This window comes from Pseudoalteromonas sp. SG41-5, from assembly GCF_014164495.1.
GTDB classification, from domain to species: Bacteria; Pseudomonadota; Gammaproteobacteria; order Enterobacterales; family Alteromonadaceae; genus Pseudoalteromonas; species Pseudoalteromonas rhizosphaerae.
In genome coordinates, this window is sequence record NZ_JACJFH010000012.1 from 60,257 (window position 1) to 76,189 (window position 15,933).

Annotated in this window: 11 protein-coding genes; 9 read left to right on the top strand and 2 right to left on the bottom strand. The window is 41.3% G+C overall.

Annotated elements, in window-relative coordinates:
* Positions 1-10: 10 nt before the first annotated feature.
* The 5 genes from atpA (at position 11) to glmU (ending at position 6,004) form a co-directional block, all read left to right on the top strand.
* Positions 11-1,552: a F0F1 ATP synthase subunit alpha gene (gene atpA / locus H5232_RS05350; RefSeq protein ID WP_145241685.1), complete on the top strand. Its 1,542-nt coding sequence runs from the start codon at positions 11-13 to the stop codon at positions 1,550-1,552.
* 60 nt (positions 1,553-1,612) lie between these two features.
* Positions 1,613-2,473: a F0F1 ATP synthase subunit gamma gene (gene atpG, locus H5232_RS05355; protein WP_145241683.1), complete on the top strand. Its 861-nt coding sequence runs from the start codon at positions 1,613-1,615 to the stop codon at positions 2,471-2,473.
* A gap of 33 nt (positions 2,474-2,506) precedes the next feature.
* A complete protein-coding gene (atpD, locus tag H5232_RS05360) occupies positions 2,507-3,892 on the top strand; it encodes a F0F1 ATP synthase subunit beta (RefSeq protein WP_145241681.1) in 1,386 nt (461 codons plus the stop codon).
* 13 nt (positions 3,893-3,905) lie between these two features.
* Positions 3,906-4,328 carry a F0F1 ATP synthase subunit epsilon gene (locus H5232_RS05365; RefSeq protein WP_145241679.1) on the top strand — a complete coding sequence of 141 codons (423 nt, stop codon included), beginning with the start codon at positions 3,906-3,908 and terminating at the stop codon, positions 4,326-4,328.
* A 317-nt stretch (positions 4,329-4,645) separates the two neighbouring features.
* Positions 4,646-6,004: a bifunctional UDP-N-acetylglucosamine diphosphorylase/glucosamine-1-phosphate N-acetyltransferase GlmU gene (glmU, locus tag H5232_RS05370; protein ID WP_145241677.1), complete on the top strand. Its 1,359-nt coding sequence runs from the start codon at positions 4,646-4,648 to the stop codon at positions 6,002-6,004.
* 59 nt (positions 6,005-6,063) lie between these two features.
* Here the strand turns inward: glmU and H5232_RS05375 are convergent, their stop codons facing one another.
* A complete protein-coding gene (locus H5232_RS05375) occupies positions 6,064-6,807 on the bottom strand; it encodes a siderophore ferric iron reductase (RefSeq protein WP_182762622.1) in 744 nt (247 codons plus the stop codon).
* Between the two features lie 15 nt (positions 6,808-6,822).
* Complete coding sequence (locus tag H5232_RS05380) at positions 6,823-8,910, bottom strand: TonB-dependent siderophore receptor (protein WP_182740445.1); 2,088 nt, start codon at positions 8,908-8,910, stop codon at positions 6,823-6,825.
* Between the two features lie 129 nt (positions 8,911-9,039).
* Between H5232_RS05380 and H5232_RS05385 the strand changes: the two genes are divergently transcribed.
* From H5232_RS05385 to H5232_RS05400, 4 genes are read left to right on the top strand one after another with little or no spacing between them, the layout of a single operon-like run.
* The gene (locus H5232_RS05385; protein WP_259398814.1) at positions 9,040-10,626 is read left to right on the top strand and encodes an aspartate aminotransferase family protein; all 1,587 of its coding nucleotides are present in this window, start codon (positions 9,040-9,042) and stop codon (positions 10,624-10,626) included.
* Entirely contained in the window at positions 10,619-11,935 is a 1,317-nt protein-coding gene (locus H5232_RS05390; RefSeq protein ID WP_182830617.1) for a lysine N(6)-hydroxylase/L-ornithine N(5)-oxygenase family protein, read from the top strand. Before H5232_RS05385 ends, H5232_RS05390 begins: the two co-directional genes overlap by 8 nt.
* Positions 11,932-13,128: an MFS transporter gene (locus H5232_RS05395; protein WP_182718522.1), complete on the top strand. Its 1,197-nt coding sequence runs from the start codon at positions 11,932-11,934 to the stop codon at positions 13,126-13,128. The genes H5232_RS05390 and H5232_RS05395 overlap by 4 nt, the downstream gene beginning before the upstream one ends.
* Positions 13,128-15,530: a GNAT family N-acetyltransferase gene (locus tag H5232_RS05400; protein WP_182830618.1), complete on the top strand. Its 2,403-nt coding sequence runs from the start codon at positions 13,128-13,130 to the stop codon at positions 15,528-15,530. The genes H5232_RS05395 and H5232_RS05400 overlap by 1 nt, the downstream gene beginning before the upstream one ends.
* Positions 15,531-15,933 lie beyond the last annotated feature (403 nt).

Here is a 15,933-nt window from a genome sequence, read left to right on the forward strand (position 1 = left end):
GAAGAAGAGCATGCAACTTAATTCCACTGAAATTTCTGATCTGATCAAACAACGTATTGAGAAGTTCGAAGTTGTAAGTGAAGCTCGTAACGAAGGTACAATTGTATCTGTTACTGACGGTATCATTCGCATCCACGGTCTTGCTGACTGTATGCAAGGTGAAATGATTGAGCTTCCAGGCAACCGTTATGCTATCGCACTAAACCTTGAGCGTGACTCAATTGGTGCAGTAGTAATGGGTCCATACGCTGACCTTACAGAAGGCGTAAAAGTATACACAACTGGTCGTATCTTAGAAGTTCCTGTTGGTGCTGGTTTACTTGGTCGTGTTGTAAACACACTAGGTGCACCTATCGACGGTAAAGGCGCTTTAGATAACGACGGTTTTGAACCTGTAGAAAAAATTGCACCGGGTGTAATCGAACGTAAATCAGTAGATGAGCCAGTACAAACTGGTTATAAATCTATCGATGCGATGATCCCAGTGGGTCGTGGTCAACGTGAACTTGTGATCGGTGACCGCCAAACAGGTAAAACTGCACTAGCAATCGATGCAATCATCAATCAAAAAGACACAGGCGTTAAGTGTGTGTACGTAGCGATTGGTCAAAAAGCATCTACTATTGCTAACGTAGTACGTAAATTAGAAGAGCACGGTGCATTAGCAAATACTATCGTAGTTGTTGCATCTGCTTCTGAGTCTGCGGCACTTCAGTACTTAGCACCGTTCGCGGGCTGTACTATGGGTGAATACTTCCGTGACCGTGGTGAAAACGCATTAATCGTATATGATGATTTATCTAAGCAAGCAGTTGCTTACCGTCAAATCTCATTGCTACTTAAGCGTCCACCAGGTCGTGAAGCATACCCAGGTGACGTATTCTATCTTCACTCTCGTCTTCTTGAGCGTGCATCGCGTGTAAACGCTGAGTACGTTGAAAAGTTCACCAATGGTGAAGTGAAAGGTAAAACAGGTTCATTGACGGCATTGCCAATCATTGAAACTCAAGGCGGCGACGTTTCTGCGTTCGTACCGACTAACGTTATCTCTATCACCGATGGTCAGATCTTCTTAGAAACTGACTTATTCAACTCAGGTATCCGTCCGGCAGTAAATGCTGGTATCTCGGTATCGCGTGTTGGTGGTGCTGCACAAACTAAAATCGTTAAGAAACTAGGTGGCGGTATTCGTCTAGCCCTAGCTCAGTATCGTGAATTAGCTGCGTTCTCGCAGTTCGCGTCTGACCTTGATGATGCAACTCGTGCTCAACTTGAGCATGGTGAGCGTGTAACAGAGCTAATGAAGCAGAAACAGTACGCGCCAATGTCTGTTGCTGAAATGTCTTTGTCGTTATTTGCAGCAGAGAAAGGTTACCTTCAAGATATCGAAATCGTTAAAATCATGGATTTCGAAGCTGGGTTACTTTCTTATGCAAACAGCACATACGCAGAGCTTATGGCTCAAATCAATGAAACTGGTAACTACAATGCCGAGATCGAAGCGCAGCTTAAAGAACTTCTAGAGAAGTTTAAATCTACGCAAACTTGGTAATTTAGTTATAAATGGTGCGCTTTAGTTCGCTAAAGCACACCTTGATTCGGAGAAAGAGTCATGGCCAGCGGAAAAGAGATTAAAAGCAAGATCGGTAGTATTAAAAATACTCAAAAGATCACTAGCGCTATGGAAATGGTTGCTGCGTCTAAAATGAAAAAGGCACAGGAACGAGTGGCTTCAAGCCGTCCGTACGCTGAAAATTTACGCAAAGTGATCGGTCATGTTGCTAATGCTAACCTTGAATATCGCCATCCATATATGGAAGAGCGTGAGGTCAAGCGCGTTGGTTATATCGTCATTTCTACCGACCGTGGTTTATGTGGTGGCTTGAACTCTAATGAGTTTAAGAAAGTATCTTTAGATATCAAAGCGTGGAAAGAAAAAGGTGTTTCTGCAGATTTCGCAGTTATGGGCTCAAAAGCCGGCACTTTCTTTAACCGTTTTGGTGGAACAGTACTTGCCAAAAAATCAGGGTTAGGCGATGCGCCTTCTATTACCGACGTAATTGGTCCGGTAAAAGTAATGCTAGAAGCATTCAATGAAGGCAAATTAGACCGCTTGTATGTGGTTTACAACAAGTTTGTAAATACCATGAAGCAAGAGCCAACAATCGATCAGTTGTTGCCTTTGCCAAAAGACGAAAGCAAAGAACTTGCACACCGTTGGGATTACATTTACGAACCAGATCCAAAAGCAATTTTGGATACATTAATGGTTCGTTTTGTGGAATCTCAAGTATACCAAGGTGTAGTTGAAAATGCTGCCTCTGAACAGGCCGCCCGTATGGTTGCAATGAAAGCTGCAACTGATAACGCTGGCGACCTTATGGATGAGTTACAGCTTGTTTATAACAAGGCTCGCCAAGCGGCAATCACACAAGAAATTAGTGAGATTTGTTCTGGTTCAGCAGCAGTTTAATGCTTCGGGCAAAGATTAACGAGAGGAATAGACATGAGTTTAGGTAAGGTCGTCCAAATTATCGGCGCCGTTGTGGATATTGAATTTTCACAAGACAGCGTGCCAGCCGTATATGACGCGTTAAAAATAACAGATGGCGATTTAGCTGGTTTGACTCTAGAAGTTCAACAACAGCTAGGTGGCGGTGTGGTACGTACTATCGCACTAGGTACTACTGACGGTTTACGCCGTGGTGCATTAGTATCAAACACAGGTGAAGCGATTCAAGTTCCAGTTGGTAAAGCAACGCTTGGTCGTATCATGAACGTACTTGGTGAGCCAATCGATGAAGCTGGTCCAATCGGCGAAGAAGACCGTATGTCTATTCACCGTGCAGCGCCTTCATACGAAGAGCAATCAAGTTCAGTAGAACTTTTAGAAACTGGTATCAAGGTAATCGACCTTGTATGTCCATTCGCTAAAGGTGGTAAAGTTGGTTTATTCGGTGGTGCCGGTGTTGGTAAAACCGTAAACATGATGGAACTTATTCGTAACATCGCAATCGAGCACAGCGGCTACTCAGTATTCGCCGGTGTTGGTGAGCGTACTCGTGAGGGTAACGATTTCTACCATGAAATGAACGATTCAAACGTACTTGATAAAGTATCGCTTGTATACGGTCAGATGAATGAGCCTCCAGGTAACCGTTTACGCGTAGCGTTAACAGGTCTTACTATGGCTGAAAAGTTCCGTGACGAAGGTCGCGACGTACTTTTCTTCGTAGATAACATCTACCGTTACACACTTGCTGGTACTGAAGTATCTGCACTTCTTGGTCGTATGCCATCAGCGGTAGGTTACCAGCCTACACTTGCTGAAGAAATGGGTGTACTGCAAGAGCGTATCGCATCTACTAAGACGGGTTCAATCACTTCAATCCAAGCGGTATACGTACCTGCGGATGATTTAACGGATCCATCTCCAGCAACAACGTTTGCTCACTTAGATGCAACAGTAGTACTTTCGCGTGATATCGCGTCACTTGGTATCTACCCAGCGGTAGACCCACTTGATTCATCTTCACGTCAACTTGATCCATTAGTAATTGGTCAAGAGCACTACGATACAGCACGTGGCGTTCAGACAGTTCTTCAGCGTTATAAAGAACTTAAAGACATCATTGCAATCCTAGGTATGGACGAGCTTTCTGACGAAGATAAGCAACTTGTATCTCGTGCACGTAAAATCCAACGTTTCCTATCTCAGCCATTCTTCGTGGCAGAGGTTTTCACAGGATCACCGGGTAAATACGTGTCACTTAAAGACACAATTGCTGGCTTCAAAGGCATCTTAAACGGTGAATTTGATGATATGCCAGAGCAAGCGTTCTACATGGTTGGCTCTATCGAAGAAGCTCAAGAAAAAGCCAAAAACATGTAATTAGGAGGGTAGTATGGCAGCTATGACTGTACATCTTGACGTAGTAAGCGCAGAGCGGAAGTTATTCTCTGGTCTGGTTGAATCGATTCAAGTAAGCGGTAGTGAAGGTGAACTAGGTGTAAACCCAGGACATGCGCCACTATTGACTGCCCTTAAACCTGGTATGGTACGTTTAGTAAAGCAATTTGGTCACGAAGAAGTAATGTATGTTGCTGGTGGTACTCTAGAAGTGCAACCGAACATAGTGACTATTTTGGCTGATGTAGCGGTTCGTGGTGAAGACCTTGACGAACAAGCAACAGAAGCAGCTAAACGTGAAGCTGAAGCGCAAATGGCGAATTCTTCAGCCGCTGAATTAGATTATCAACAAGCAGCAGTACAACTTGCAGAAGCAATTGCACAGCTACGCGTTATTCAGCAATTACGTAAAAAGTAAGCCTATCTGGTTTTCAAAAAGCCCACTTTATGTGGGCTTTTTTGTGCTTGAAATATACTGCATTGTTATTTTATTAGAACGCTATCATTTTTCTAAACTCTACTTTTACAGCTCTTTATCATTATTTTTACTTATATCCTTCATCGATCCCCGTTACAATATAACTAATACAAAGCAAGTTGTGATTTCAGCTTAGATTCAGTGGCTACTGCTAGATTGCCATTGAGAAAGTGCACATGATGTGACTTACGTAATCTTTTTGAATTTACACGCGCTTATTTATTTCAATAAAACAAAGAAAGAAGGAAATTGTTTTAATGTCACTTACTACTGTAATTCTTGCTGCGGGTAAAGGTACTCGTATGCGCTCTGCTCTACCTAAGGTGCTGCATAAAGTTGCCGGTAAACCTATGGTGCAACACGTTATCGATAATGCTAAAGCACTCGGTGCGACATCTACTAACTTAGTTTTTGGTCATGGCGGCGAATTATTACAACAACAACTTGCTGACAACGATGTAAACTGGGTACTTCAAGCTGAGCAGCTTGGTACTGGCCATGCAGTGGCACAAGCAAACCCACATATTAATGATGAAGACACTGTATTGGTTTTATACGGTGACGTACCACTGACAAAGCAATCAACCCTTGAGCGTTTACTCGCTGCCACACCTAAAAACGGCTTAGCCGTGCTTACTGTTAATTTAGCTAACCCTAATGGTTATGGCCGTATGTTACGTGTTGATGGCAAGCTAGTGGGTATTGTTGAGCAAAAAGATGCAAGCGCAGAGCAATTACTTATTAACGAAGTAAACACTGGCATTATGGCTGTAAACGGTAAACTGCTGAAAAGCTGGTTAGGCAACTTATCTAACGAAAACGCGCAAGGTGAATACTACCTCACAGATATAGTCGCAATGGCGCACAGTGAAGGTGTAGAGATAAGCTCAGCACAACCAGATCATCCAATGGAAGTTGAAGGTGCAAATAACCGCGTACAACTTGCAGGCCTTGAACGCGCATATCAGTCGTGGCAAGCCGAACAGTTAATGCTTAATGGTGCAACGCTTGCCGACCCTGCTCGCATTGATGTACGCGGCGAAGTGACAACTGGTGAAGATGTATTAATTGACGTAAACGTTATTTTTGAAGGTAAAGTTACTCTTGGTAATAACGTTGAAATTGGCCCTAACTGCGTACTTAAAAATTGTACGATTGGCGATAACGTAATTATTAAAGCTAATACCTTAATTGATGATGCAAGCGTAGCCGACAAGTGTACTTTGGGGCCTTATGCACGTCTGCGCCCAGGTGCGATTATGGAAGAAGACTCGCATATTGGTAACTTTGTTGAGATGAAAAAAACCCGTTTAGGCAAAGGCTCTAAAGCAAATCATCTTTCTTACTTAGGCGATGCTGAAATTGGCGAAAAAGTAAATATTGGTGCCGGTACTATTACCTGTAACTACGATGGCGTAAATAAAGCCAAAACCATTATTGGTGATAATGCCTTTATTGGCTCTAACTCATCGCTTGTTGCACCGGTAAACATTGGCGCAACAGCAACTGTTGGTGCAGGTTCTGTGATCACTAGCACCGTTGAAGATGAACAGCTAGCAATCGCACGTTCAAAACAGCGCAACTTAACCGGTTGGAAACGCCCAGTTAAAAAGTAAGCGCAGTAGTGTTTACCTTAGCTAGAAAAGCGAGTTTATACTCGCTTTTTGCTTTTTATTTAGCTGTAACATACTGCTATTAACTCCTGTTGCATCCGTTGAACTTTAATTTGCTGAGGTTGTTTTGGGCAATTAGCGCACTTTGCAACATTACCTATTTGGTAATGCAAACAACATGTTTTTCGCGTTAATGCTAATGAGTCTGAGCAAGCTGTAAGCATAATAAACTCCCCCGCCTCTGAGATATCGAGAGCATGCAACCAGTGCGCTGCCATTACTTGAATATTAAACTGCGGCTTTCGCTTTGCATGAAGTAGTAGTATTGCTAATAGCGTGTCAGCTAATAAGGGCATCGCCAAACGCTCATTAAGCCTTGCAACGAGGTTTAAATCTGTGAGTAACTTAACAACATAGCGTTTCAAATGGGCAGCCATATCCGTTACTGCCTGTTGCTGGTTTTGATGGTACTGCGCTTTTATAGTGGATAGTTGCAGCCCTGCAATAACACCTTGCTGATAGTGTTGCTTAAAGTTTTGCAAAGAAAAGCTCATATTAAGTTCATGAACGCTGATAAGCGCTAAATAGACAGGTTGCCAATACAGCATTCCCCAGCTTTTGATTGCCCAATAACTGCGCCCAGCAGCGGGGTATTGCTGCTGCCAATACTGGTGTAACCTTGCAACCAGCAATGAACTCGATTGTATATCGAGCCAATCTGTTGATTGTTCTGGTACTTTTAAAGCACTGTGGTAGCCCTTAGCAAGCTTTAACAGCTTACTAAGGGCGAGTTGTTCAGCGTTCATAACGAGTTTAAATACTTAAAATGAGGCGTTTAAACTAAGCTCAACACTGCGCTCAGCGCCCATCCAACAGCCATTTATATCAAAACAAGCACCCACATAACGTTTGTCTGTTAAGTTACTCACGGCTAAACCGATTTTATAGCTGTCGTTAAAACGATAGCTAGCGGCAGCATCAAGCAAGGTATAACCCGGTACTGTATCGGAATTTAAGGCATCTAACTGACTTTCACCGACATAACGTACACCGCCATTAAATTCCAGTGCATCGTTAAAGAAGTAATTTAACCACATTGAGGCTTGTTGCTCTGCTACCCAAATTGGTGTTTTACCTTCCAATGCCGGGTTTTGTGGATTATCTATTACCTCAACATCCATATCTGTTAGATTTACAGTAACATCAAGAGTGTCAGTGAGTTGCTGATAAACACTGATCTCAAAACCCTTCGATTGTACTTCACCATTTTGTGTGTATTTCATAAAGTCTGGAGTGTTAACCACCACATCTTGTTTGCGCAAATCAAAAAAGGCCGCGGTTACTTTAGTTGTTGCATCATTGTTGTGATATTTCATCCCGACTTCAATTTGCTCTGCGGTCGTTGGTTTAAATGCTTTGCCAGTTAAGGTATCTACCCCCGAAGTGGGCTCGAATGATTCTGAGTAACTGGCATAAGGAGCAATGTTATTATCAAAGGTATAAATTGCTGCAATACGAAAAGTGGTATCGCTTTGATCGATTTCTTGACTACTAGATATACCGCTTTTCGTATCATCTGTAACACTGTAGTAATTATCATAACGAAGGCCAGCAATCACTGTCAGCGCATCGAGCTTTATCTCATCTTGAAGATAAAAACCGCGTTGAGATTGCTCTAAACGGCTAAATTGACGATAGCTATCTAAAGCGGCTGTAGTAGCTGCATTAAACTGGCTGTGATCTGGATTTGATAAATCAAGTGTTGGCGTATTTGCACCAAAAGTGTCGGCATAGTCAAATGTAGAATCAAGGGTTTGATATTCAAAGCCAAATAATAGCTGATGATTAGTATTCGCTAAACCAAATTGCACAGCGAGTTGGTTATCAATCACGAAGCCTTCAGCGTCTTCAATGGTTTTATAGGCAGTACGAGTTAAAATTTTATCTGCATCCGCTAAGCCGAAGTCATAGCTATTTTGTTGCGTGGCATCGGCATTGGTATAACGAAAGTTTTGTAAAAACGAAATTGAATCTGAAAATTCATGATTTAATTTATACCCGATCATAGTGACTTCACGAGCAAACTCAGCCCAGTTTTCATCGCCAGCATACGCATCAGCATCTAACTTACCGTAACTGGCTTCGTAAAGTGTGCCTTTCGCGGGTAATGGCGTTGATGGCACCATTTTAGGATCGTCTTGATAATATAAGTTAAGGTTTAAGCTTGTTTGCTCACTTATCTCAAAAGTTACTGAGGGCGCAATGGTGATTCTTTCTTCTTCGGTTGTTTGCTGTTGGCCGTCGCGGCTACGGGCAATTGCAATAAAGCGATAATTAACGCCGTCGGTAATAGCGCCTGTGCTATCTAAAGCTAATTCAGCCAAGCTATTGCTACCAATTCGGGCTCTAATATTGTGCTCAGAGGATGCTTGTGGCGTTTTTGCTGTTTGGTTAACCATGCCACCTGGAGGTGCCGATCCGTATAAAACCGATGCTGGGCCTTTTAAAATTTCGACACTTTGTGTTGCATACGCATCTACTTGTGGAGCTAAGTTATAAGCTAGGTTGTATTGCAGCGGTAAACCATCGTAAAAATTACGGTAACTTTCAAAACCACGAATCGTATATTGGTCAAAAATCGTTACTGTACTGCGATTTTCAGGTGTGATCCCAGAAACATAGCGCAATGCTTCATTAACGGTATCTACTTGGCGTAACTCTAGTAATTTATTGTCGTAAACCTCAAAACTCATAGGCGATTCAATCGGCGTCAAACTCGATTTGGTCCCTGTTGAACGATAACTTTTTCCATATACTTCAATACTTTCTATGTCGTCTGCGGCTGGCTTTTCTGCAGCAAACCCATAGTTACTCATTAAACATAATGATATTGCAGATAGTCCAAACATTGATTTTTTTAACACAATCACTCCTTAAATTTTACTAGAATTAAACCATTGACACTTTATTGGAAACGCGATTAGTATACATTCTCATTTAGATTTATCAATTGTTTTCAATTAAAGGTGATCGTGCTCATGGTTCAGTTAAATGTGTTACTGGCGGATTCACAGCAGCAAGCTTCAACTAATGAAGCAAGTTCAATGCTTAATTCAATGTTTAATAAGGAAAATATAGATAATTTTAAAATAGGTCTTGAGCAGGTTATGCAATTGTTGGAGCAAACAATCGCAACACAACAAAAACCATTTAGCGGTATATTACCGCAGGAGCTAGCTAAAAAATTTATTGGTATTGACCTTAATCAACCGCTGTTTGATATACCGGACGCACTAGAAGAAGTTGCTCAGCTTTATCTTAAAGATGCTGTTTATTTTAATAATCCACGCTATCTCGCGCATTTAAATTGTCCGATTGTTTATCAAAGTATCCTTGCTGAATTGCTCGCTACTTCGATTAATACTGCTGTAGAGACCTGGGATCAAAGTGGTGGTGCCACTTTTATTGAACAAAGTATCGTAGATTGGACACTCTCAAAACTAGCGCTTGGTGAGCTGGCTGATGGCGTATTTACCAGTGGTGGTACGCAATCTAATTTGATGGCGATGTTGTTAGCTCGTGATTTTCAGTGCCAGTTATATGCAGGGCATACTAATAAACAGCAAGGTTTACCACACGACTTTAAACGACTAAAAATTTTCACCTCAAAAGTTAGCCATTTTAGTATTCAAAAAGCCGCCGCAATTTTAGGACTTGGTTACGATGCTGTTGTAAGCGTTCCGTGTGATGAATATTTTAGAATGGATATGACCGCTTTAAATCAGGCAATCGAAGACTGTCAGCAACAAGGCGATATCGTTATGGCCATCGTTGCAACAGCTGGAACAACTGATTTTGGTAGTATCGATCCATTAACGCAGATAGCTGAAATAGCTAAGCGCTGTGGTGCGTGGCTTCATGTTGATGCTGCTTATGGCGGGGGCTTATTAATAACGCCCAATAATAAACACAAGTTAGCGGGTATTGAATGCGCAGATTCGGTCACTATTGATTACCATAAGTCATTTTTTCAGCCTGTTAGCTGCAGTGCTTTTTTTGTAAAAGATAAGCAACATCTATCAGTTGTTACTTATCATGCCGAATATTTAAACCCATTAAGTCAGCAACAAGCGGGAACGCCAGATCTATGCAATAAGAGCATTCAAACCACACGACGTTTTGATGCGTTAAAGTTGTGGTTTTCACTGCGTACGGTAGGAGCTCAAAACTTAGGTGTAGCATTTGAACAAGTGATGCATTTAGCACGACAAGGTTATTTGTTATTAGCCTCTGAAGCAGATATTGAAATTATTCATCAGCCGCAGTTAAGTACACTGGTATTTCGTTTTGTTGGCGATAGCGGTGCTACAGATAGTGAATTGGACGCCGTAAATAAATATATTCGTAAACAGTTATCTCGCCAAGGTGAGGCGTTGATCGCGGCAACTAAGGTAGCAGATAAACAATATTTAAAGTTCACCTTACTGAACTGTGCCACCACTATCAATGATATCCAGCAAGTTGTAAGGCTTATAAAGCAATATGGTTATCAATACTTAGCAAGTGATTTAGCGAACGAACATGCTCCTTTAAGTCTTGCACTGGAGGAAGTTAGCTATGGATAAGTCCATTTATGATGTTATTGGTATTGGTTTAGGGCCATTTAATTTAAGTCTGGCATGTTTAACTGCGCCACTTGAAGGAGTCAGCAGTCTCTTTTTAGATAAAAAAGCTGAGTTTAATTGGCATCCAGGCATGATGCTTCCTGAGGTAAGTTTACAAACCCCCTTTATGTCTGACTTGGTAACGCTTGCTGACCCAACTAGCCCTTATAGCTTTTTAAACTATATAAAGCAGCAAGGTCGACTGTATTCTTTTTATATTAGGGAAAACTTTTTCTTACTTCGCCAAGAATATAATCAGTATTGCCAGTGGGCAACAAAGCAGCTGCCTAATATACGTTTTAATTCAGAGGTTCAGCATGTTGAGTACAGCCAAGACGAAGATATTTATATAGTACAAACAGCAGAACAAGTGTATCTAGCTAAACATTTAGTGTTAGGCACCGGGCCGGTGCCACGTCATCCTCAATGTGCTCAAGCATTTAAGTTGCAAGAGGGGGTTATTCATTCTAGCAACTACTTAGCCAATAAAAGCCAATTACAGCAAAAACAGTCGATCAGCATTATTGGTAGCGGGCAAAGTGCCGCTGAGATTTTTTATAATTTATTACAAGAGATTGATCAGCATAATTATCAACTAAATTGGCTTACTCGTTCTTCACGGTTTTACCCGCTCGAATACACTAAATTAACGTTAGAAATGACCTCACCAGAATACGTTGATTATTTTTATCAATTACCAGAACAAAAACGCCAGCAGTTAAATCGTCGTCAGCATAATCTCTATAAAGGTATTAATAGCGAATTGATCAACAATATTTTTGATTTGCTGTATAGCAAACGGCTAACAGCTAAATTGCCAGTAAGCTTGCACACAAACTCGGCATTGATTGATATGACCTACCTGAGCCACCAGCAGGGTTTTGAACTTAGCTTAGAGCAAACTGAACAGCAGCAAGGTTATTCACTAAACACCCAAAGCGTTATTTTTGCAACGGGTTATCAGTCTTACCAACCGAGCTTTTTAGCAGGGATCAGTCATTGCATTGATAGTGACGACGCGGGGCTTTATCAAGTTGCTCGTAATTACTCAATAGACAAGCAGCATCAACGTATTTTTGTACAAAATACAGAGCAACACACCCATGGTTTTGTGACTCCTGATTTAGGCATGGCATGTTATCGCAACTCTTGTATTATTCGTGCGATCACCGGACATGAATATTATCCAATAGAACGTAAAATAGCTTTTCAGGAGTTTGCTGCGCCCAATTATGAGTTAAGCGACGAAGTAGAGCAGTTTCGCGCATGAGTAAGCAGTTTAAAGTTTTGTTGATCGCGGTAACGGTATTTGCAGTGCTCAGTGATTCAATGTTATTGCCGTTTTATCCTACTTTCTTTAGTGCGGTATTTAATATAAGTGACCCTGCCTATGTTGGCACTTACATTGCTGCCAGCTGCTTTGTTGTCATGGTATGTTTTCCTATTTGGGCCTTCATTAGTAAATACATTAATGTGCTACCTTTATTGGTTTATAGCCAAATTGCTGCGGGTGTATTTAGTGTCAGTAGCTTTTTTGCTAGCGACTTAAATTGGTTTTGGTTTTCCTCCATGGCTATGTTTGCTTTTAAAGCCAGCTATTTACTGGTTTATCCATACTTAATGAGCTTGGAAGCGAAAACAAATCACGTTGCGACGATTGCAATGCTTAGTGTTGTGGTGCACTTTGGCGCCATACTTGGCGCACTTGCTGGTGGCTTTGTGTTATCGGCTCTTCCTGGCAAAGCCGCATTTTTAATAATGGCTCTAAGCGATTTTACTCAGGTTTTTGTGTGCGCCTATCTCATAAGATTAGCGCCTAGTAAAAATCAGTCGCCTCCAGTAGCAAAAACATCAATCACTTCATCAAGTCGTTGGCCTGTATATCAACTTGGCATTGTTATGTTGTGCTTTTACTTTAGTGCTTTTTTGATCCGGCCTTTTTTTGCGGCATATTGGCAAAGTATTAGCGACACCTCCAGTATCGTCCTAGCGAGTGTTGTGTTTTCTATCCCTGCTTTTATGGCATTGCTTGCGCTGTGCTTTAATCATTGGCGGCAGCACACAAATCGCAACCCCATCAACTTATTAGTTGTCTTTATGTTGATCATTACAGGCGTTGCATTACAAGCCAGCCCTCTTTACTTAGTAGTGATCGCAGGACGCTGCCTGTTCGGTCTATCGCTATTCATTATTATTGTGCGTCTTGATCTGCTGCTTTACCAAGTGAGTACGCCAGACAAGTACGCTGAAGATTTTAGTAAAGTCAGTTTTTGCCAAAGCTTAGGTGTACTTTTAGCTTCTTACTGCGCGGGTTTGCTGGTTAAAAGCTCTGGTTTAGTAATACCTTTTTGGGTCGCCGCTGGTGGGCTCGCTATATCTGCTTGTTGTTTATGGCTACTGAGCAAGCAAAGTCGACGCCATACTCCTTGCGCCAATCTGGCATCGACCACGAGGGCTCAATAATGTCCATTACAACAGCTGTTTTTTGTCAGCAGTTTACTAATATCGCAGAGCTTAGCTTAAGGCCATTTAGCCTAGCACAAGATCTCGCGTTAATTCACCAGTGGGTTACTCAGCCTCATGCGCAGTTTTGGGGCATGCAGGAATTTACTATTGAGCAGTTACAGCAAGAATATCAAAGCCTGTTAGCACATAGTGATATTTATATCGGCTACGCAAACAATAGCGCGTGTTTTTTAGTTGAGTTATATGACCCTCTATTAGATGAAATAGGTAATCATTACCCCGTCAAAGCAGGTGATATTGGCATGCACATTCTGATTGCCCAAAGCAATAACAAGGTGCATGGCTTTACTTGGTCGGTGTTTCAACTGGTGATGAATTTCATTTTTGCTAATGACAAAAATCAGCGCGTTATTGTTGAACCCGATATTCGCAATAACAAAATTCATTGTTTGAATACTAAAGCCGGCTTTCGTTATCAATCTGCGGTTAGGTTAACTCATAAAACCGCACATCTCGCATTTTGCACGCGTGATAACTTTTATCACGCATTAAATAAGGATAATACTATGAAGCACATTCCGCTGAGCCCAGAGCAAGCCGTCAGTCATTTAACGCCACAGCTATGGCGGCATGTAAATAGGTTACATGTTCGCAAAGCTTTGAGTGAGTTTGCTCATGAGCGGCTGATAAAACCGCAATTGACCAATGAAGATGCAGATTGGCAATATTTTGAGCTCAGTACAGACAAAGAAACCATTGTTTATCGCTTTAAAGCCAAGCTGGGGTATTTGAATCACTGGCATATAGCAGCAGACTCAATTGAAAAACAAATAGATAACCAAGTAGCCGAGCTCGATTCAATCGCCTTTATTTGTGAGTTACAACATAGTTTAGGTATCAGCCAAGCTATGCTGCCTACTTATTTAGAAGAAATAGCCAGTACTTTATATGGCAGTGCTTATAAGCATCAGCTGCCAGCATTGACTGCCGAGCAACTCACCACTGCGGATTTTCAACAGGTAGAGAGTGCGATGACGGAAGGTCATCCTTGCTTTATAGCAAACAATGGTCGAATAGGATTTGATACCAATGATTATCGCCAATACGCACCAGAGACTGGCGCGCACTTACAGCTGGTTTGGCTAGGTGCGCATAAAGATAGAGTGGTGTTTTCGACCACCGATGATTTAGATTATCAAACACTCATAACGCAAGAGCTATCGACGCACACCATAGAGTCATTTAAGCAAAAGCTATTAGCGCGTGGAGTAAATAGTGACGATTACTTCTTTTTCCCCGTTCATCCTTGGCAGTGGTTTAATAAACTCGCGTCGTTATTCTCTAACGATATTGCTGATCAGCATTTGGTTTGCTTAGGATACAGTGAAGATGAATATCAGCCGCAGCAGTCTATTCGTACTTTTTTCAATAAAACACATCCGCATAAACGCTATGTAAAGACCGCACTGTCAATTTTGAATATGGGATTCATGCGTGGTTTATCGCCTTATTATATGAGTGCAACTCCCGCAATTAACGATTGGGTAGCACAAGTAGTATCACAGGATCCGTACTTAGCTGGATCCGGTTTTACAATTCTGCGTGAGGTTGCAGCAATTGGTTATTATAATCACGCTCTAGAAGCAGCAACCGATCAATACAGTCCATATCGAAAAATGCTTTCTGCACTTTGGCGTGAAAGCCCAATGCCAAAGATAAAGAGTAATCAGCGCTTAATGACCATGGCGTCGCTGCTGCATATAGATAATCAAGGACAAGCGTTATTACCTGCTTTGATAAAATCAGCCAAGATAGGTACTCATATATGGATTGCTAAATATCTAAAAGCATACTTAGATCCACTCCTTCATTGTTTCTACTCCCATGACTTAGTCTTTATGCCTCATGGTGAAAACTTGATCCTGTTACTTGAGAACAACATTCCAGCCAAAGCAATAATGAAAGATATTGCCGAGGAGATAGCTATTCTTAATAAAGATTTAGTACTGGCGGATAATATTCAACGCTTAACTGTGGATGTGCCCGATGAATTAAAAGTGCTGTCAATTTTTACAGATGTGTTTGATTGTTTCTTTAGGTTCGTGGCTGATATCCTTGATCAGCAAAACGACTATTCAGAACGAGACTTTTGGCAACAAGTTGCAGAGTGTGTAATTAGCTATCAACAATCACACCCAGAACTAAAAGATAAGTTTATCAAGTACGATCTATTTAGTGCTGATTTTACCTTGTCGTGTTTAAACCGATTACAGTTAAGTAATAATCAGCAAATGATAGATTTGGCAGATCCGGCAAAAAATCTTAAATTTGAAGGAAAATTAATCAATCCGATAGCCGCATTTAATCCAATTAAAAAAGATAACAGTGCAACAGTTTAATAATTGCTATTTAGCTATGAGATGGATCAGGTCTGTATGCGCAGCTTGGTTGCTCTCATAGCTGAAAATTTAAGCGAAAATAACGCTGTAATGCCTTGTTTGTATGCCTTTTGAGCAAATAGTTAATTAATTTAATAAAACTGAAATAAAGCGTTGACGGCCTCAAGAATATCCCTATAATGCGCATCCACTGACCCGGCAGGCAGCAATGAAAAGCGCTGAACAAACGGTAAGTAAGTCGAGTAAAACTTAGCTTTGAAATCTTTTAAAAGAAACTAAAAATTAAGTGTTGACAAAAAAATAGGAAAGCGTAATATGCGCAGCCCTAGCGAGATAAAGTTTAACTTTAACCGCAACGTTCTTTAACAATATAAAGCAATCATCTGTGTGGGCACTCGTACAG

What these genes read in the sequence shown, in the direction of transcription:
- atpA (WP_145241685.1), top strand. Translation starts at nt 11, where the DNA reads ATGCAACTTAATTCCACTGAAATTTCTGATCTGATCAAACAACGTATT.
- atpG (WP_145241683.1), top strand. Translation starts at nt 1,613, where the DNA reads ATGGCCAGCGGAAAAGAGATTAAAAGCAAGATCGGTAGTATTAAAAAT.
- atpD (WP_145241681.1), top strand. Translation starts at nt 2,507, where the DNA reads ATGAGTTTAGGTAAGGTCGTCCAAATTATCGGCGCCGTTGTGGATATT.
- H5232_RS05365 (WP_145241679.1), top strand. Translation starts at nt 3,906, where the DNA reads ATGGCAGCTATGACTGTACATCTTGACGTAGTAAGCGCAGAGCGGAAG.
- glmU (WP_145241677.1), top strand. Translation starts at nt 4,646, where the DNA reads ATGTCACTTACTACTGTAATTCTTGCTGCGGGTAAAGGTACTCGTATG.
- H5232_RS05375 (WP_182762622.1), bottom strand. Translation starts at nt 6,807, where the DNA reads ATGAACGCTGAACAACTCGCCCTTAGTAAGCTGTTAAAGCTTGCTAAG.
- H5232_RS05380 (WP_182740445.1), bottom strand. Translation starts at nt 8,910, where the DNA reads ATGTTTGGACTATCTGCAATATCATTATGTTTAATGAGTAACTATGGG.
- H5232_RS05385 (WP_259398814.1), top strand. Translation starts at nt 9,040, where the DNA reads ATGGTTCAGTTAAATGTGTTACTGGCGGATTCACAGCAGCAAGCTTCA.
- H5232_RS05390 (WP_182830617.1), top strand. Translation starts at nt 10,619, where the DNA reads ATGGATAAGTCCATTTATGATGTTATTGGTATTGGTTTAGGGCCATTT.
- H5232_RS05395 (WP_182718522.1), top strand. Translation starts at nt 11,932, where the DNA reads ATGAGTAAGCAGTTTAAAGTTTTGTTGATCGCGGTAACGGTATTTGCA.
- H5232_RS05400 (WP_182830618.1), top strand. Translation starts at nt 13,128, where the DNA reads ATGTCCATTACAACAGCTGTTTTTTGTCAGCAGTTTACTAATATCGCA.